Source organism: Pseudomonas sp. MB-090624 (assembly GCF_003205245.1).
GTDB lineage: Bacteria > Pseudomonadota > Gammaproteobacteria > Pseudomonadales > Pseudomonadaceae > Aquipseudomonas > Aquipseudomonas juntendi.
In genome coordinates, this window is record NZ_QJRK01000063.1 from 1 (window position 1) to 18307 (window position 18307).

15 protein-coding genes are annotated in these 18307 nt (G+C 64.5%); 6 read left to right on the forward strand and 9 right to left on the reverse strand.

Annotation, left to right across the window (positions count from 1 at the left end; translation table 11 throughout):
• Positions 1 to 182: 182 nt before the first annotated feature.
• On the reverse strand, positions 183 to 1475 hold the full coding sequence (locus tag DMX12_RS26240) for a sorbosone dehydrogenase family protein (protein WP_110679851.1): 1293 nt from the start codon (positions 1473 to 1475) through the stop codon (positions 183 to 185).
• Positions 1472 to 1900, reverse strand: a complete 429-nt coding sequence (locus tag DMX12_RS26245; RefSeq protein WP_029885640.1) for a DUF2231 domain-containing protein — start codon at positions 1898 to 1900, stop codon at positions 1472 to 1474. The genes DMX12_RS26240 and DMX12_RS26245 overlap by 4 nt, the downstream gene beginning before the upstream one ends.
• 397 nt (positions 1901 to 2297) lie before the next feature.
• On the opposite strand from DMX12_RS26245, the gene DMX12_RS26250 reads away from it, so the two are divergent.
• Both DMX12_RS26250 and DMX12_RS26255 read left to right on the forward strand, forming a co-directional pair.
• Positions 2298 to 2711 (forward strand): histone-like nucleoid-structuring protein, MvaT/MvaU family, encoded by a 414-nt coding sequence (locus DMX12_RS26250; protein ID WP_110679852.1) that lies wholly within the window; start codon positions 2298 to 2300, stop codon positions 2709 to 2711.
• Positions 2712 to 2909: 198 nt separating this feature from the next.
• A complete protein-coding gene (locus tag DMX12_RS26255) occupies positions 2910 to 4235 on the forward strand; it encodes an MFS transporter (protein WP_110679853.1) in 1326 nt (441 codons plus the stop codon).
• Between the two features lie 88 nt (positions 4236 to 4323).
• Here DMX12_RS26255 and DMX12_RS26260 read toward each other — a convergent pair whose 3' ends face one another.
• From DMX12_RS26260 to DMX12_RS26270, 3 genes are all read right to left on the reverse strand, one after another.
• Positions 4324 to 5139, reverse strand: a complete 816-nt coding sequence (locus DMX12_RS26260; RefSeq protein WP_110679854.1) for a sugar phosphate isomerase/epimerase — start codon at positions 5137 to 5139, stop codon at positions 4324 to 4326.
• Between the two features lie 23 nt (positions 5140 to 5162).
• A complete protein-coding gene (locus tag DMX12_RS26265; protein WP_110679855.1) occupies positions 5163 to 6215 on the reverse strand; it encodes a Gfo/Idh/MocA family protein in 1053 nt (350 codons plus the stop codon).
• Between the two features lie 137 nt (positions 6216 to 6352).
• Complete coding sequence (locus tag DMX12_RS26270) at positions 6353 to 7129, reverse strand: IclR family transcriptional regulator (RefSeq protein WP_029886062.1); 777 nt, start codon at positions 7127 to 7129, stop codon at positions 6353 to 6355.
• Positions 7130 to 7324: 195 nt separating this feature from the next.
• Between DMX12_RS26270 and DMX12_RS26275 the strand changes: the two genes are divergently transcribed.
• The gene (locus DMX12_RS26275) at positions 7325 to 9037 is read left to right on the forward strand and encodes an FAD-dependent oxidoreductase (RefSeq protein WP_110679856.1); all 1713 of its coding nucleotides are present in this window, start codon (positions 7325 to 7327) and stop codon (positions 9035 to 9037) included.
• A gap of 38 nt (positions 9038 to 9075) precedes the next feature.
• On the opposite strand, the gene DMX12_RS26280 is transcribed toward DMX12_RS26275, so the two are convergent.
• Genes DMX12_RS26280 through DMX12_RS26290 form a run of 3 tightly spaced genes read right to left on the reverse strand, consistent with a single transcriptional unit; the run spans position 9076 to position 12870 of the window.
• The gene (locus DMX12_RS26280) at positions 9076 to 10569 is read right to left on the reverse strand and encodes an aldehyde dehydrogenase (protein WP_110679857.1); all 1494 of its coding nucleotides are present in this window, start codon (positions 10567 to 10569) and stop codon (positions 9076 to 9078) included.
• 35 nt (positions 10570 to 10604) lie between these two features.
• Positions 10605 to 11987, reverse strand: a complete 1383-nt coding sequence (locus DMX12_RS26285; protein WP_009685103.1) for an aspartate aminotransferase family protein — start codon at positions 11985 to 11987, stop codon at positions 10605 to 10607.
• Positions 11988 to 12027: 40 nt separating this feature from the next.
• Positions 12028 to 12870: a helix-turn-helix transcriptional regulator gene (locus tag DMX12_RS26290; protein ID WP_054912317.1), complete on the reverse strand. Its 843-nt coding sequence runs from the start codon at positions 12868 to 12870 to the stop codon at positions 12028 to 12030.
• A 279-nt stretch (positions 12871 to 13149) separates the two neighbouring features.
• On the opposite strand from DMX12_RS26290, the gene DMX12_RS26295 reads away from it, so the two are divergent.
• Both DMX12_RS26295 and DMX12_RS26300 read left to right on the forward strand, forming a co-directional pair.
• The gene (locus DMX12_RS26295; protein ID WP_110679858.1) at positions 13150 to 14535 is read left to right on the forward strand and encodes an APC family permease; all 1386 of its coding nucleotides are present in this window, start codon (positions 13150 to 13152) and stop codon (positions 14533 to 14535) included.
• A gap of 69 nt (positions 14536 to 14604) precedes the next feature.
• Complete coding sequence (locus DMX12_RS26300) at positions 14605 to 15540, forward strand: LysR family transcriptional regulator (protein ID WP_009685106.1); 936 nt, start codon at positions 14605 to 14607, stop codon at positions 15538 to 15540.
• Here DMX12_RS26300 and DMX12_RS26305 read toward each other — a convergent pair.
• On the reverse strand, positions 15510 to 16721 hold the full coding sequence (locus DMX12_RS26305; protein WP_110679859.1) for an MFS transporter: 1212 nt from the start codon (positions 16719 to 16721) through the stop codon (positions 15510 to 15512). The genes DMX12_RS26300 and DMX12_RS26305 overlap by 31 nt on opposite strands.
• Positions 16722 to 16915: 194 nt before the next feature.
• Here DMX12_RS26305 and DMX12_RS26310 point away from each other — a divergent pair, with 194 nt between their 5' ends.
• Positions 16916 to 18289, forward strand: coding sequence for an 8-oxoguanine deaminase (locus DMX12_RS26310; protein ID WP_029886070.1), 1374 nt, complete (start codon positions 16916 to 16918; stop codon positions 18287 to 18289).
• Positions 18290 to 18307: the final 18 nt, after the last annotated feature.

An 18307-nucleotide genomic window follows, 5' to 3' on the forward strand; every position in this document is an offset into this window, starting at 1 on the left:
GAGCGAGCGCAGCTCGCGATTGCGCCGCGCGGGCGGCGCTCGCTCTAACAGGCGCTGCCATACCTTGTGGCAAACACCTGTCAGCCCTAAGGCGATCCCTGTGGGAGCTGGCTTGCCGGCGATGGGCCGCAACGCGGCCCCCGCCTTTCGCGATGAGTGGCCGCACGCGAAGCCGGCCACCTTCACCGATTGCGCGTAACCCGCCACACGGTATTGGCCAGGTCATCCGCAATGATCAAAGCACCGCGTGGGTCCACCGTCACCCCCACTGGGCGACCGCGGGTCTTGCCGTCCTCACCCCGGAAACCCGTCGCGAAGTCAATCGGTTCCCCAGCCGGTTTGCCATTGCTGAACGGCACGAAGATGACCTTGTAGCCCACCGGGTTCGGCCGGTTCCAACTGCCGTGCTCGCCCACGAATACCCCGTCAGCAAAACCCTCCCCCATGGCCGGGATGGAGAAGTCCACCCCCAGTGCCGCCACGTGCGAGCCCAGGCTGTAGTCGGGTTTGATCGCCGCGGCGACCTTGTCCGGGGCTTGCGGCCTTACTCGCTCATCGACGTTCTGCCCCCAGTAGCTGTAGGGCCAGCCGTAGAAGCCGCCGTCACGCACCGAGGTGAGGTAGTCAGGCACCAGATCAGGCCCCAACTCATCGCGCTCGTTGACCACTGTCCACAACTGCCCGGTCTTCGGCTCAATGGTCAGTGCGGTGGGGTTGCGCAGGCCTGTGGCGTAAGGCCGGTGCGCGCCGGTTTCGGCATCCACCTGCCAGACCATGGCGCGGTCGATCTCCACCTCCAGGCCGCGCTCGGTGATATTGCTGTTCGAGCCGATGCCCACATACAGGTAGCGCCCATCGGGGCTGATCGTCAGCGCCTTGGTCCAGTGGTGGTTGATCTGCGATGGCAGGTCGGTGACCTTGGTCGGCGGGCCGTCGGCCTTGGTCTGGCCTTCGGTGTAGTTGAAGCGCACCAGGGCGTCCTGGTTAGCCACGTACAACTTGCCGTCGGCAAAAGCCAGGCCATACGGCGCGTTGAGGTTTTCTGCGAATACCGTCTGCACCTCGTACTTGCCGTCGCCGTCGGCATCGCGCAGCAAGGTCAGGCGGTTGCCGCCTTTGACTTGGGTGTTGCCCTTGGCCTTGATCTGGCTGGCAATCACATCCTTGGGCTTGAGCTTGGCCGCGCTGCCGCCCCTGCCTTCGGCCACCAGGATGTCGCCATTGGGCAATACCAGGCTCTGGCGCGGGATCTTCAGGTCGGTGGCAATGGCCGTGACACTGTAGCCTTCGGGAACGGTCGGTTTCTGCTCACCCCAGGCCACCGGCTGAGCGATCTTCATGCTCGGCAACAAGCCACGTTGTGGCTCGGGCAAGCGCGGGTCCGGGCCATGGGCCTGGGTAGGCTCGCCATCGCCACCACAGGCACTCAACAGCAGCGCCACACTCAATACACTCAACGCGTGCAAGGGCTTCATGCTTCACCTCCAGAACGCAGGTTGCTCAGGCCGGTCCAGGCTGCGGCCAACGCCAGTACGCTCACCACCACCGACAGCACCAGCCCTGCCGGCATCACCGCCCAGGCGTCCTTGGCATGCTCGAAGGCATTGATCAGGCCAAGCACCCAGGTCACCAGCAGCAGAACGAAATACAGCGTCGGGCGCCCGCCTTTGCGCTCGGCGCGGATCAGGTTGGCCAAGGCAAACAGCAGAGCCAGCCCGCAGAACAGCAAAGCCCCGGCGATCAGCCAGGCGGCGAAGTTGCTCCACTGGATCTGGTAGCTGTTGTAGTAGGCGATATCGCTCAGCAGCGCGCCCAGGAACAACGGCACACTGCCGGCCAACAGCAGGGCGTGCAGCGGGCTGGGGGTGCGCCGGTATAGGGTGTGGTCGGATGTGGTCACGGTGCCTCCTTTTCATTCGGTGACCCAGGCTGACGGGGGGCCATCAGCCGTGCGCAGGGTGCGCCTAGCAAAGGAGCCCTGCGCAGCGCCGATAGTTCACCGCTTCGCTGCAATGAAACATCTTGTAAGAACCGATCCCCCCAGCGTGCACACCATTGGGCTCAAGCAACCAGCAGCGCCTCAGCAGATGCCCTGACAGGCAAAACCCCAGGCATTCATTGATTGAAGTTATTGAAGGCAACCGCTGTAGGAAGTTACTGACAACCCAACTTAGAACTGAACTTTCGTACAACCCAACAACGAAGAATGCCCTGCAAAAATCTCAAATTATTTCCCCACTTGCGTTGCTCTGACCGGCGCGCTAACACTGGAGCCATCACGCACTGGAGGAAGCCCCATGTCTCATCTTGCCCAGTTCCGCGCCCTCGAATGGCTACTCGCCAACAAGAAAGACGAACTTCAGTTCATAAAGGTTGACCCCCAGCTTCGCCGCGAGCTGGAATTCGAAAGCAAACTGCACGACCTGCTGGCCGAATATCAATTCGGCTTAAGGCAGGTGCTGAGCATCATGGCACCTGAGCAGCGCCACACGTTCGACCTGTTCACCCGGCAACCCCATGCACTGGTTTCACCGACCGGTTTCCGGGCGCGGCTCAGCAAGTTTTATCAAAACCCCTATACCGGTGAAGTTGTCGAAGCCAAGAGCACCTTGCACAAGACCTTGCGCCAGTGGATCAGACAGTACAGCCGCGCCGAAGTGGAAAGCTGGGTGATACCAGGTGCCCTGCTACCACGCAGCCTGCGCGAATAACCAGCGCCGGCTCAGCGCTCGCCCTGACGCCTCGCCAGCACTCGCAAGCGTTCGGTAACCGAACATTAGCCCGCCTCTTGAATTGACGCTGCCGCCCGCACTGCTCACCATGCACCGGCCTTGCGTGCACCCTTGCCTGGGAAATGGTCACGCACCCGCAGCACCGCAGTTGAATACAATTTCAAGAAACGAGCCGTCATGAACAACTCCAAGACTCACCCCGCCGCGCCCCGGATACCCCAGGGTTCGATCGGCGACAAGCTTCGCGCCGCCTTCGGCGTTGGCAAGACCCGCTGGGGCATGCTGGCCCTGGTGTTCTTCGCCACCACCCTCAACTACATCGACCGCGCCGCCCTTGGCATCATGCAGCCTGTCTTGGCCAAGGAAATGAGCTGGACGGCGATGGACTACGCCAACATCAACTTCTGGTTCCAGGTCGGTTACGCCATCGGCTTTCTGTTGCAAGGCCGGCTGATCGACAAGGTCGGCGTCAAACGGGCCTTTTTCTTCGCCGTGCTGCTCTGGAGCCTGGCCACCGGCGCCCATGGCCTGGCCACCTCGGCTGCCGGTTTCATGGTTTGCCGCTTTATCCTTGGCCTGACCGAAGCCGCCAACTACCCGGCTTGCGTGAAAACCGTGCGCCTGTGGTTTCCGGCCGGTGAGCGGGCCATCGCCACCGGTTTGTTCAATGCCGGTACCAATGTCGGCGCCATGGTAACCCCAGCGCTGCTGCCGCTGATTCTGGCCGTGTGGGGCTGGCAGGCCGCATTCATCGCCATGGGCTGCCTGGGCCTGGTGTGGGTAGTGCTGTGGCTGCTCAAGTACTACAACCCTGAAGACCACCCGACAGTGCGGCAGAGCGAGGTGCAGTACATCCAGCAAGCTGTCGAGCCCGAGCCGACCCGGGTGCCGTTCAGCCGCATTCTGCGCCTGCGCGGGACCTGGGCGTTCGCGGTGGCCTATGCGATCACCGCACCGGTGTTCTGGTTCTACCTGTACTGGTTGCCGCCCTTCCTCAACCAACAGTACAGCCTGGGCATCAATGTGACCCAGATGGGGATCCCACTGATCATCATCTGGCTGACGGCCGATTTTGGCAGCATCGGCGGTGGCATTCTGTCGTCATGGTTGATCGGCCGCGGCGTGCGCGCCACGACGGCGCGGTTGCTGTCCATGCTGGTCTTCGCCTGCACCATGGTCAGCGTGGTGTTGGCGGCCAACGCCAGCGGCCTCTGGGTCGCGGTGGCGGCCATTTCGCTGGCGGTGGGGGCGCACCAGGCCTGGACGGCGAACATCTGGAGCCTGGTGATGGACTACACGCCCAAGCACCTGGTGAGTACCGTGTTCGGCTTCGGCAGCATGTGCGCAGCCATTGGCGGGATGTTCATGACGCAGATCGTCGGCAGCGTGCTGACGGCTACCCACAATAACTATGCCGTGCTGTTCACCATGATCCCGGCCATGTACTTCCTGGCGCTGCTATGGATGTACTTCATGGCGCCGCGCCAGGTCGAAAGCGCCTGAGGCGCTGCTCAGTTACCTCTACGGGGCCCTTGCGGGCCCTTTTTTTGCGCCACCGGTCAACGAAGGCGCCGCGCCGCACTGGCCACTGTCAGACCTTGGCCAATACCGCCCTGGCGTGGGCCAGCGCCATGCGCGCACGCTGTTCGCCGCTGATCCCTTGTTCCAGCAACTGCCGGGTAGGGATTTCCAGGCTCAGCGGGAGGGTGGCCGGTAGCGCGCGCAGCAGCCCGACCAGATCGGCATCGCCATCACCCGGGAAGCGCCGTTCGTTACGCGCCTGGCGCAGGATTTCGTCCATGTCGGCCGGCACTGGCCCCGCCACGTCGCACAATTGGGCATAGCGCATGCGTTGCGGTGCCAACTGCGCCAGGTCGCTCAGCGCAGAGCCGGAGCGGTTGAAATGGAACGCGTCCACCAGCACGCAACCATTGGCCTGATCGGCGTTCGCTACCACGCGCATGGCCTGGCGCAAATCGCGTACGTCGGTCCAGGGCATGAACTCCAGGTGCGGGTGGATGCCATGGCCCGCCGCCAGTTCGCACAACGCGGCAAAGCGCTCGGTGAGCCGTGCTTCGTCCGGGTCGTTGCCTGCCACCAGCAGTTCGGTGCCCCCCAGCTCGGCACCCACCGCCAGGATGGCTTCGAAATCCGCCACGCAGGTGTCCGGCTTAAGGCGCAGGATCTCCAGGTCCAGCACCTTGATGCCGGTATCGCGCAGGCGTGCCTGGGTTTGCCTGCGCAGATCGGCATTGGCCACCAGCGGGTAGTGCTGTTCCTGCTCGGTGGCCGGCACCAGGCGCAGGCCGACATGGCTGTAGCCAGCGCGGGCAGCAGCCTCGACCATGTCTGGCGGGGACAGTTCGAGTACCGTCAGGGCCGCGAGGGAAAAAATTCGATCAGTCATTCGTCGTCACCAGAAAGAGGGTATCAGGCAATGTGCTCGGGAGCACAGGCGCGGCCGCTGGCGGCAGCCTGGCGGATCGCTTCGATCAGTGCCAGGGTGCGGCCAGCGTCGGCGGCATCGACCAAAGGCGGCTGTTCACCGCGGGCGACCCGCACGAAGTGCTGCAACTGCAGGGTCAATGCTTCACCGGCGGGTATGCTGTGCTGGTGTTGCAACAACGGTGTGTGCCACCCCGAACCCGGCTCGGCGTAGTGCCAGTGCTTGAGCTGAGGAATGCTCAGCGAGCCCTGGGTGCCGGCCAGCAGATAACACGGCTGGCCATCCTGGCGCGGGTAGACCGGGCTTTCACCCGAGTCGAGCTCCCAGCTCCAAGGCGCCGCTACGGCGTCCGAGCCGGTCAGGCTACCCAAGGCGCCATTGGCGAACTGCAATAGCACGGCGGCACTGTCTTCGTTGGCGAACCCCCGCACGTCGTTGCGGGTGAAGGCCTGCACCTGTACCACCTCGCCGCACAAGTAACGCAGCAGGTCGAGGTCATGGATCAGGTTGGTCAGCAAAAAACCCGCCCCTGGCTCGCGGCGCCAGGCGGTGTCGAAGTAGCTGTCGGGCTTTTGCAACTGCCACAGTGCGGTGACATTGATCAGCCGGCCCAGCTTGCCTTCGCTTATCACCTGATGCGCCTTGGCGATCAATGGATTGTGCCGACGATGATGGCCGACCAATACCGGTACCTTGCAGCGCCGTGACGCCTCGACCAGCGCCCGCACCTCCTGCAGCTGCACGCCGACCGGTTTCTCCACCAGTACAGGCACGCCGGCTTCGACGCAATCCAGCGCAGTGGCCACGTGCTGGTTGTTCGGGTTGGCGATGATCACCGCCTCGGGCTGCACCCGTTGCAGCATCTGCCGATGGTCGGCAAAGTACGGCACGCCACAGTCGACGGCGAAGGCTTCGGCCTGCGGGCCGGGGTCGGCCACCGCGCACAACCGGGCCTGGGGTACATTGCGCAAGTGCTGGTAATGCTGGCGGCCCATGATGCCAGCGCCGACCAGGGCGATACGAAGGGGTGCGTTCAACAGCCTGTCCTCTTGTCATTATTGTGGTGCGAATATGAAACAGCGTTCCACAATTCACCATCAGCAATTTAGAACCAGGTTCAACTTTTCAGAAGAGCCTGCTGAACAGACTGTGCGGTAATCGACCGGAATATCCCTCAGGCAAACAGTTCGCTGGCGTGGCTGGCGGCAGACAGTTCCTCGGTGGCCGCTAGCAATAGAGGGGCCAGCTCGGCCAAACGGCTTTGCGCCAGGCGTGCACTGGGCCCGGCAATGCTCAGCACGCCAATCACCTCGCCGCTTTGCGGGCGCCGTACCACCGCAGCCAGCGCCGAGGTGCCCACCGCCGAGGTTTGCTCGACCCAGGCATAACCCCGCTCGCGGGCGCGGCGCAGGTAGGCGAGCAACTCGTCGGTGGTGCGCGGCGCATTCGGGCCGAACTGGCCCGGGTCGGCGATGCCCTGGCGCAGCACCATCTGCAGCGCCTGCTCATCGTCCAGGCTGGCCAGCCAGGCGTGCCCGGACGCGGTGTAGAACAGCGGTGCGTCGCGCCCCATGTCCGGGTCGTAACGCAACCCGGAGCGCGCGCCCTGGGACTTGGCGATCCAGGTCTGCCGCCCCCCATCGATGACACCAAGGCGCACCAGCTCACCACTGTCCTGGGCCAGGCGGTCGAGAATCGGCTGAATGACATCGGCACCACTGCTGGCCAGGTAACGGAAGCCTTGGGCGACCAGCTTGGCCGACAGCTGATAGCGGCTGTTGTCACGGTTCTGCCGTACGTAGCCCAGCCGCATCAGCTCGGCCAGCATGCGGTGCGCGGCGCTTTTAGGGATATCCAGGCGCTCGGCCAGGGTTTGCAATGCCAGGCCCTGGGGCTCACCGGCAAGGCTCTCAACAAGATTGAAGGCGCGTTCGATCTGACTACCAGCCATGACACAGGTCCTTGCTACGTTTTGCGAATTCTAGAAGATGATTCCACATTCCCGGTAGCGTACACATGCAATGCCCTGCCAAGTGTTCGATTATCGCCCGCTCGTTGCGCGGGCGGCCAGCCGTGACCTTGCGGATTCAGGCGGGCCAAATGAGAATATGGAACCACGTTCCAATAACAATACAGGATTAGTGCGATGCCCCCTGCCCCCTTCGAAACCGAATGCGATGTACTGGTGATAGGTTCAGGCGCCGCCGGGCTGGCCGCCGCTGTAACAGCTGCCTGGCATGGGCAAAAGGTGATTCTGGTAGAAAAGGAGCCAGTGCTGGGCGGCGCCACGGCCTGGTCCGGTGGCTGGGCCTGGGTGCCGCGCAACCCGTTGGCGCGCCGCGCCGGCATCGATGAAGACATCGAGCAGCCACGGACCTACCTGCGCAATGAGCTGGGTGCCCATTACGATGCCGAACGGGTGGACGCTTTCCTTGAAGCCTGCCCGCACATGGTGGCGTTTTTCGAGAAGCATACGGCGCTGCAGTTTGCCGACGGCAATGCGATACCGGACATGCACGGCCACACCCCTGGCGCCGCCGAAGGTGGGCATCAGGTGATTGCCGCACCGTACGATGCCCGCGAGGTGGGTGCACTGCTGCCACGCCTGCGCCAGACCCTGCGCGAAACCTCGTTCATGGGCATGCCGATCATGGCCGGCGCCGACCTTGCCGCGTTCCTCAACATGACCCGTTCGCCCAAGGCCTTGCTGCACGTGTGCAAGCGCTTCGGCCGGCACCTGTACCACCTGGCCCGCCATGGCCGGGCCATGCACCTGGTCAACGGCGTGGCACTGGTGGCGCGGCTGGCCAAGTCGGCGCAGGACCTGGGCGTGCAGCTGCAGGTGTCGGCGCCGGCCAAGCATTTGCTGGTCGAAGCAGGCCAGGTGTGCGGCGCGCTGGTGACGACCCCGCAAGGCGAGCAGCGTATCCGCGCCAAGGCAGTGGTACTGGCAGCGGGCGGCTTCCCTCACGACCCTGCCCGGCGCCGGCAGCTGTTCCCCCGCGACGCCAGCGGCCACGACACCCTGGCCCTGCCGCCAAAGGGCTGCTCTGGCGATGGCCTGCGCCTGGGCGAGGCAGCAGGTGGCGTGGTGGCCACCGACCTGCAGTCGCCGGTGGCCTGGGCGCCGGTTTCGCAGGTGCCGCATGGCGATGGCACTGTCGGCCATTTCCCGCACATCATCGAACGGGGCAAACCGGGCATCATCGGGGTGCTGGCCAACGGCAAGCGTTTCGTCAATGAAGCGCACGGTTACTATGACTATGTGGCAGCCATGGTCGCGGCAGTGCCAGCGGACCAGGAGGTGTGTTCGTGGCTGGTGTGTGACCACCGTTTCCTGCGCCGTTATGGCCTGGGCCATGCCCGCCCGGCGCCACTGCCGGTTTGGCCGCATGTGCGCAGTGGCTACCTGAAACGTGGCGCCACCCTCGAAGCGTTGGCGGTTGCCTGCGGCATCGATGCGGCCGGGTTGCGCGCCACCGTCGAGGCCTTCAACAGCCCTGCACGCCACGGCCAGGACCCGGCCTTCGGCCGCGGCTCCACCGCATTCAACCGCAAGCAGGGCGACCCGCAACACCCAGGCCCCAACCCATGTGTGGCGCCGATCGAACAGGGCCCGTTCTACGCGGTGAAGGTGAAGCCGGGTTGCTTTGGCACCTTTGCCGGGTTGCGCACCGATGGCCAGGCACGGGTACTGGATGCCAGCGGCCAGCCGATCACCGGGCTGTACGCGGCAGGTACCGACATGGCCAGTGTGTTCGGTGGCTGGTACCCGTCTGGCGGCATCAACCTGGGGCCCGCGTTGACCTTCGGCTACGTGGCCGGGCGGCATATTGCCGGGGTGCAGGCGTATGAGTGAGCGGCCGGCGGCAGGTCGTGCTTGCCGCCGGCCCGAGTTCAGCCGCGCAGCTGGTACCAGGTGGTCTTGAGCTGCGTGTACTTGTCGAACGCATGCAGCGACAGGTCGCGGCCAAACCCCGACTGTTTGCCGCCACCGAATGGCACCGTGACATCCAGTGCATCGACCGTGTTCACCGACACGGTACCGACTTTCAGCGCCCGTGCCACGCGGTGCACCTGGTTGAAGTCGTCGCTCCACACCGAAGCCGCCAGGCCATAGATGCTGTCATTGGCCAGGCGCACCGCCTCCTCTTCACTGTCGAAGGCACTCACTGCCAGTACCGGCCCGAACACTTCTTCCTGCGCCAGGCTCATGCTGGCATCGACCTCGTCGAAGATGGTCGGCTCGATGTAGTTGTCCGACCCGCCGATATGCAACCGCCGACCGCCACACACCAGCCGCGCGCCCTCTTGCCGCGCGCGGTCGATGGCGGCCTGGATACGCGCTGCCTGGCCGGCATCGACAATCGCCCCGGCGCGGCTGGCCGGGTCCAGCGGGTTGCCAGGCTGCCATTGCCGGGCCTTGGCCTGCAGGCGCTCGATGAACTCATCGTGGATGGAACGCTGCACATACAGCCGCGAGTTGGCGGAGCAGACCTCACCCTGATTGAAGAAAATACCAAAGGCCGCCTTTTCCGCAGCCAGGTCCAGGTCCTGGCAGTGCTCGAACACCAGGTTCGGGCTCTTGCCCCCGCACTCCAGCCATACCTGCTTGAGGTTGGACTGCGCCGCGTATTGCATGAAGTACTTGCCCACCTGGGTGGAGCCTGTGAACACCAGGCAATCCACGTCTGGGTGCAGGCCCAGGGCCTGCCCGGCCTGCTCGCCCAGGCCCGGCACCACGTTCAGCACGCCTTCGGGCAAACCGGCTTGCAGGGCCAGTTCGGCCAGGCGCAAGGCCGAGAACGGCGACTGTTCGGCCGGCTTGAGCACCACGCTGTTGCCCGCGGCCAAGGCCGGGGCCAGCTTCCAGGCGGCCATGTCCAGCGGGAAGTTCCACGGCACCACCGCCGCCACCACGCCCAGGGCCTCACGGGTGATGGTGGCCAATGCATTGGCGGCGGTCGGCGCCACCTGGTCGTAGCGCTTGTCCAGCGCCTCGGCGTACCAGGCAAATACCTGCGCCGACCCGGGCACATCAATGTTGTAGGCGTCCATGACCGGTTTGCCCATGTTCAGCGAGTCCAGCAATGCCAGCTCTTCGCGGTGGGCCATGATCAGTTCGGCCAGGCGCTGCAGCACTTGCTTGCGCTGCCCGGGGGCCATGCGCGCCCACGGGCCGTGCTCGAAGGCCTGCCGTGCGCTGGCCACGGCCAGGTCAACGTCGGCCTGGGCGCAGGCGGCGACCTGCGCCAGCACCTGGTTGGTGGCGGGATTGATGGCGGCAAAGGTCGCGCCACTTTGGGCCTTCACGGCTTTGCCAGCGATCAGGGCGCTGGCCGGCAGGTACAGGTCCGCAGCGCGTTGTTGCCAGAATTCGAGGGTGTACATTTGTACTCCTTTCAAGCGGTTGTGCTGACGGACTGTCAGAGCTTGCCAACCAGGCGCGCCGTGCGGTCAACGGCGATGCGGGTTTTCTCCACCAGCTCATCCAGCTCGCTGTGGTTGGCGATCAAGGCCGGCGCCATGATCATCCGCCCCAGGGTGGAGCGAATGATCACCCCCTCCTCGAAGCCGAAGGTCCGGCACTGCCAGGCCAGGTCGTTTTCATTGGCAAAGCGCTTGCGGGTAGGCTTGTGCTCTGCCAGTTGCAGCGCCGCCACCAGGCCTGCGCCCTGCACCTGGCCAATCAGCGGGTGGTCGGCAAACACCTCGCGCAGGATGCGCTGCAGGTAGGGGCCGGTGTCGTCCTTCACCTGGCGCACGATGCCTTCGTCACGCAGGGCTTTCAGGTTGGCGATGGCCACCGCCGCTGCCACCGGGTGGCCGGAATAGGTCAGGCCGTGGGCGAACACCCCGCCCCGCTCCACCAGGGCTTCGGCTATGCGCTTGCTCAGCACCAGCCCGCCCATGGGCACGTAGCCGCTGGTCAGGCCCTTGGCTATGGACAGGGTATCGGGCTGGAAGCCGAAGTATTCGTGGGCAAACCATTCGCCGGTACGACCAAAGCCACCAATCACCTCGTCGGCACACAGCAGTACATCGTACTGGCGGCAGATGCGCTGGATTTCCGGCCAGTAGCTTTCCGGCGGGAAGATCATGCCGCCTGCGCCCTGGAACGGCTCGGCAATGAAGCCGGCAACGTTTTCGGCGCCCAGCTCCAGGATTTTTTCTTCCAGCTGCAAAGCACAGCGGCGGCCGAACTCGGCCGGGCTCAGCTCACCGCCTTCGGCGTACCAATAGGGCTCGTCGATGTGCGCCACATCCGGGATCAGCCCGCCCATTTCGTGCATGAACTTCATGCCACCCAGCGCCGTGGCCGCCAGGGTCGAGCCGTGGTAGCCATTCCAGCGGCCGATCATGATCGTCTTGCTTGGCTGGCCGACCACCTGCCAATAGCGGCGCACGGTGCGGATCAGCACCTCGTTGGCCTCGGAGCCGGAGTTGGTGTAGATCGCGTGGCTGTAGTGCCCGGGCAGCAGACTGAACAGCAGCTCCGAAAGCTCGATCACCGCCGGGTGGGTGGTGTGGAAGAACATGTTGTAGTACGCCAGCTGGTCCATCTGCCTGGCGGCAGCGGCGGTCAGGTCGCGGCGGCCGTAACCGAGCTGGGTGCACCACAGCCCGGACATGCCATCCAGGTAACGCTTGCCCTCGCTGTCCCACAGGTGCAGGCGCTCGCCACCGACGATCACCCGCGGGCCTTCGGCGTTCAGCGCCTTCTGGTCGAGGAAGGCATGGATGTGGTGCGCGGCGTCGGCTGCCTGGTAGTCACGGGTCTGGCGTTGCGGGGCGAAAGGCGCATTCATTGTTGGTTTTCCTTTGCGGTGGGGTGCACGGCAGCGGCGCTCAGCGCCGCTTGCCCATATAGCTTTCCAGCGGGTCCTTGCCCAGCACGCCCTGGGCATTGGCCAGCGCGTCGATGAACAGGGAAAACAGCTCGGACTGGGTGCCGATATCGAGCTTGGCGTAGACGTTCTTGCGGTGCGACTTTATGGTGTCTTCCGACACGCCCAGGCGCTCGGCCAGCGACTTGGTCGAATGGCCGCGCAAGATCAGCTGGGCAATGCGGCACTCGCGCTCGGTCAGCAACGAGCTGCCGAAGTTGTTCAGCGCAGCGTGAATACGCTGCTCAAGGATGTTCTCGAAGCGCCCGGCACGGCTGTCGACGCCGGCAAAATGCTTGCCGAGTAGCGCCAGCACCCAGGGCGTGATGTGCCCGAACAGTGCACGGGTTTGCGGGTCGAGCTTGTCGGTGAAAGCCAGCGACACGGCCAGGCTCTGGCCGGGGGCCAGCTGCAGGATGTAGTTGAGTTCGTCTGCCAGGTGCGAGTGGCGGTAGAACGACTGGTAGTACTCGCTGACCTCAAAATGGTCGGGTGCCACCTCGAACAGGCCGTAGCAGCCAGACCCCAGCTGCTCCACGCAAGCACCGTAGAACGGGTCGAGCAGGTAGAAACCCGACAGGTAGCGGCTGACGTTGCCCTCGGGCTGCCAGGGCGCCTTGTCGTCCTGCTCGAACAGCGCGCAGGGCATGCCGTGGTGCGGGTACAGGTACACCGTGGTGGCCTGGATCGGCCGGATCACGCCCAGTGCTGCAAACAGGTTGGCGGCAAAGCCAGGCCGGCCGATTGCCTCGGTGACCTTGGCCTGGTGCTCGAACCACTGTTCTGAAAGCAATTGGATAGTCACAGTCGGCCTGCCATATGGAGTAAGGCACCGCCGCCAGTGCGGTGCGTGGTTGGGCAGATACTCCCATGGCAGGGGAACCTGCGGAATCACCCTTTGGGGTGAGCCGGCTGGCCGCTGCCTGGGCTCACCCCAAAGGGTGATTCCGGGTGCTGGCGGGGTGTGGGAGCATCAACCCGCCCCAGCGCTGCGAGCCTTGCGCTCGACCTCCTTGCACGACACCCCCGGTAACGAGCCTGCTCGCCTGCCGCGGTGGCCTGCATCCCTTTCCAGGAGTTAGCAATGCATACAACAACAAGTACAGCTCACCCCACCACCCCGCCCGCCACCGCGCAACCTGCCGCCAGCAGCGGGCGTTTGCGCCAGTCCATGAGCATGACCTCCCTGGTGCTGTTCGGCCTGGCATACATGGTGCCGCTGGCGGTCTTCACCACCTATGGGCTGGTAACCCAGATGACCAAGGGGCACCTGCCCACTGCCTACCTGCTGACCCTCGCCGCCATGCTGCTCACCGCCTACAGCTACGGCCGCATGGTCCAGGCCCACCCCTACTCCGGCTCGGTCTACACCTATACCCGCAAGGCCTTTGGCAGCCACATCGGTTTCATCACCGGCTGGACCCTGCTGCTCGACTACATTTTCCTGCCACTGCTGAGCTACCTGCTGATCGGCATCTACATGTCGGAATACTTCCCGGCCATTCATGCCTGGGTGTGGGTGGCAGGGTCCATCGCCCTGGTCACCTTCCTCAACCTGATCGGCATCGAGTCGATCACCCGGGTCAATTGGATCCTGGTGGTGACGCAACTGGTGTTCATCGTGGTTTTCGTCGGCCTGGCCGTGCTCAGGCTGAGCGGCCAGGCCGAACCCGTTTCGCTGCTGGCGCCGTTCCACCACGACGGTTTCAGCGTGCCGTTGGTGATGACCGGCGCGGCCGTACTGTGCCTGTCATTCCTGGGCTTCGATGCGGTCTCGACCATGGCCGAGGAAACCAGCAACCCAACCTACCGTATTCCGCTGGCGATCCTTGCCGTGTCCCTGATCGGCGGCTTGCTGTTCCTGGTGGTGTCGTATTTCGCACAACTGGTCTTCCCCGACTGGGGCAGCTTTGCCGACCCGGACTCGGCCTCGGTGGACGTCATGCGCCGGGTAGGCGGCGAATTGCTGGTCAGCGCATTCACCGCCACTTACGTGGCCGGCTGCTTCGCCTCGGCCATGGTGTCGCAAGCCAGCGTGTCACGGGTGCTGTTCGCGATGGGCCGTGACGGCGTGCTGCCGCGGGCGTTTGGCCAGCTTGCAACGAAAAAGCGCGTACCGGCCACCGCCATCCTGATGGTCAGCCTGCTGTCGCTGATTGCCCTGGTCATTACCCTCGACACCGTGGCCAACATGATCAGTTTCGGCGCACTGTTCGCCTTTTCGGCGGTGAACCTGGCGGTGGTCAAGCACTACCTCATCGACCGCAAGCTGCGCGGTGCCGGTAATGTGGTGCTGTACGGCGCCATACCGGGGCTGGGTTTTCTCAGCACGCTGTGGCTGTGGAGTAGCCTGACCAGCCTGTCGTTCAGCATTGGCCTGTGCTGGATGGGCATGGGCCTGCTGGTACTGCTGGGGCTTACCCGGGCGTTTCGGGCCACGTTGCCGGCCAGGCCAGGCGAAACTCATTGATGAAATCCACGTGCGAGGCTTCAATAGGCACACCCGAACCGGGAACCCAGTTCATCAAAGATGCCACCCATGTACTCTTCCGAACGCCTCAAAGGCATTGACGTTTTCGTCGCCGTCGCTGACTTGGGCAGTTTCACGGCAGCTGCCGAGCGGCTCAACCTGACCAGCTCGGCCATCAGCAAGAGCGTGGCCCGGCTGGAGGCCCGCCTGGGCGCCCGGCTGTTCAACCGCACCACGCGCAGCCTGTCGCTGAGTGAAGCGGGCGTGGTGTTCTATCGCACCTGCACCTCGGTCCTGGCCGACCTGGAAGAAGTCGAGCACACCCTGGCGGCCAGCGATGACCAACCCCATGGCAAAGTGCGGATTGAACTGCCCGCCTCTTACGGTCGCCTGCATGTGCTGCCGCTGATCCTCGACTTCATCCGCCTGCACCCGTTGCTGCAGCCGCATGTGTCGTTCTCCGACCGTTTCGTCGACCCGGTGCACGAGGGCATCGATATCGTGGTGCGCATCGGTGGCCCGGATGCCTGGCCGGCGGCGCTGGGCCACCAATACTTCGGTGCCCAGCGCCTGATGTTCTGTGCCGCGCCTGGCTACCTGGAAAAGCATGGCGTACCGCAACACGAGCGCGACCTGGAGCACCACCACTGCGTGGGTTATGGCCACACCGACGGCCTGGTCAGCCCGTGGTACTTCAAAGGCCGCCACCCCGGCGAAATGGAGCGGCGTACCGTGCAGCCGCGCATTGCCGTGGGCGATGGCGAAGGCGAAGTGGCAGCGGTGCTGGCCGGCCATGGCATCGGCCAGCTACCCACCTGGCTGACCCAGCAGTACCTCGACCAGGGGCGCCTGGTCGAAGTATTGCCGGCGCTGGCCACCGACGGCTTGCCAATGAACTTGGTGTGGCTGAAAAGCCGCGAAGGGCTACCCAAGGTTCGCGCCTTGCTCGACTACCTGCTACCGCGCCTGGCGCCTCACGGCAGCCGGGCCTGCGCACCGGGCTGAGGCGCCAGCCGGCCCACCACGGGCACCAACGCCAGCGCCAGCAAGGCGATGCCAGCCGCCACGTAGCCCACGTCGCCGACCCCCAGGTGGGAGATGGTCATGCCACCCAGCACGGCCCCCAGGCCGATACCGGCGTTGGCCGCCGACACATTGGTGGTACCCGCCAGGGCTTGGGCATGGGTGACCGAACTCATCACCCGTACCTGGCTTACCGGGTACAGTGCCGTGTTGGCAATGCCCCACAGCGCCAGCGCCAGGCAGAACAGCACGGCCCCCTGGGCCAGCGGCACCAGCGCCGCCATGCCAATGGCCAACAGCACCAGGAACAGCGCGCTGGCCCTGAGCGGTGAGCGGTCCACGGCCCGCCCGCCGATCCAGTTGCCAAGCAAGCCGACCGCGCCAAAGCCCATCAGCCACCAGCCGGTATGCGCCGGGGCCACGCCCGCTACCCGCTGCAGCAGGTCGGCCAGGTAGGTGTAGCCCGTGAACATGGCCGTGAACACCACCACCGACAGCAGCACATTGGCCAGGAAAAAACGCTCTTTGAAAATGCGCGCCTGCTGCATGAAGTCGACTTTCGCCGTGCGCGCCACGTGCGGCATCCATACCCACATCGCCAGCGCCATCAGCAGCGACAACGCAGCCAGGATCCAGAATGCACCGCGCCACCCCACCGCCGTTGCTGCCACGGTCCCCAACGGGATACCCAGCAACATCGCCGCCGAGATACCCAGGTAGACCTTGGCAATGGCCTGCCCGGCCTTGTCGCGCCCAGCCAGGTGGCCGGCGGTTTCACTGGCGGTGCCCCAGAACACCGGCAGCGCCAGTGCCGGAATCACCCTGGCGACGGCCAGCACCCAGAAACTGCCGGAGGCAGCAGCCAGCGCATTGGCTGCGGCGAAGACCAGCAAAATGCCGATGAACAGGCGCTTGCGGTCCAGGTGCGCCAACGCCGCCGTCAATAGCGGGCCGGCCAGCATCACGGTGAATGCGAACAGGGTGACCAACTGCCCCGCCAGCGATATGGAAATACCCAGGTCCTGGCTAAGCGCGGGCAGCAAGCCAACGATCAGAAATTCAGTGGTCACGATCAAAAAGGCTGAAAACGCCAGAATGGCAATGCTGATTGCAGCGTGCCGGCTTGGGGTGGCGACCCCAGGGCTTGGTTCGAAAGCGGACATCAAGACAGGCTCCAGAAATAAGGTCACCAGTCTATTGGTAAACTTAATTCGTATTTCTGGTGTTTTTTCACTAATCGGATGACTCGATTTCATCAATCGAGCGCTGATGTATACAACTTTCAGGATTCCTGATTACATACGCGTTCGCCTACGACCTCGGTAATCGCCCAGGCGTATTGCGACGGGCTTAAGCCATGTCATTTACCGCTACCAAGAAAACCCTCCTCGTCAAGAACGCCCAACTGCTGGTCACCATGGACAGCGAACGCCGCGAAATCAAAAACGGCGGCCTGTACATCGAAGACAACCTGATCAAGCAAGTGGGCCCCAGCGATAGCCTGCCGCAGCACGCCGACGTGGTGCTGGACATGGCCGGCAAGGTGGTCATCCCGGGCCTGGTCAACACCCACCACCATATGTACCAGAGCCTGACCCGCGTGGTGCCGGCGGCTCAGGACGGTGAACTGTTCAACTGGCTGACCAACCTGTACCCGATCTGGGCTCGGCTGACCCCGGAAATGATCGCGGTGTCGACCCAGACCGCCATGGCCGAGCTGCTGCTGTCCGGCTGTACCACCTCCAGCGACCACCTGTACATCTACCCCAACGGCTGCAAGCTCGACGACAGCATTCATGCCGCCAGCGAGATCGGCATGCGCTTCCATGCCGCGCGCGGCAGCATGAGCGTAGGGCAAAGCCAGGGCGGCCTGCCGCCGGATGCGGTGGTCGAGAAGGAAGCCGACATTCTCAAGGAGTCGCAGCGCCTGATCGAGGACTACCACGACGCCAGTCACGGGTCGATGCGCCGCATCGTCGTGGCGCCCTGCTCGCCGTTCTCGGTCAGCCGCGACCTGATGCGCGAAGCTGCGGTGTTGGCGCGCCAGTATGGCGTTTCGCTGCACACCCACCTCGCCGAGAACGTCAACGACATCGCCTACAGCCGTGAAAAATTCGGCATGACGCCCGCCGAGTATGCCGAAGACCTCGGCTGGGTCGGCCACGACGTCTGGCACGCCCACTGCGTACAGCTCGACCAGCATGGCATCGAGCTGTTCGCCCGTACCGGTACCGGGGTTGCCCACTGCCCTTGCTCGAACATGCGCCTGGCCTCCGGCATTGCCCCGGTGCGCAAGATGCGTGACCACGGCGTTGCGGTCGGCCTGGGCGTAGACGGTTCGGCCTCCAACGACGGCGCCAGCATGATCGGCGAAGTGCGCCAGGCCCTGCTGCTGCAGCGGGTTGGCTTCGGCCCCGACGCCATGACCGCCCGTGAAGCGCTGGAAATCGCGACCCTGGGCGGCGCCAAAGTGCTCAACCGCAACGACATCGGCGCCCTGGCACCCGGCATGGTCGCCGACTTCGTCGCGTTCGACCTGGGCCATGTGGCTTACGCCGGCGGCCACCACGACCCGTTGGCCGCGCTGGTGTTCTGCACCCCGACCCAGGTTCACACCAGCGTCATCAATGGCCGCGTGGTGGTCAAGGACGGCCAGTTGGCCACGGTCGACCTGCCGCGGGTGCTGGAACGCCACAACCAGCTGGCCCTGCAATTGGTCAGCGGCGCCTGAACGCGACGGCGAGCCAGC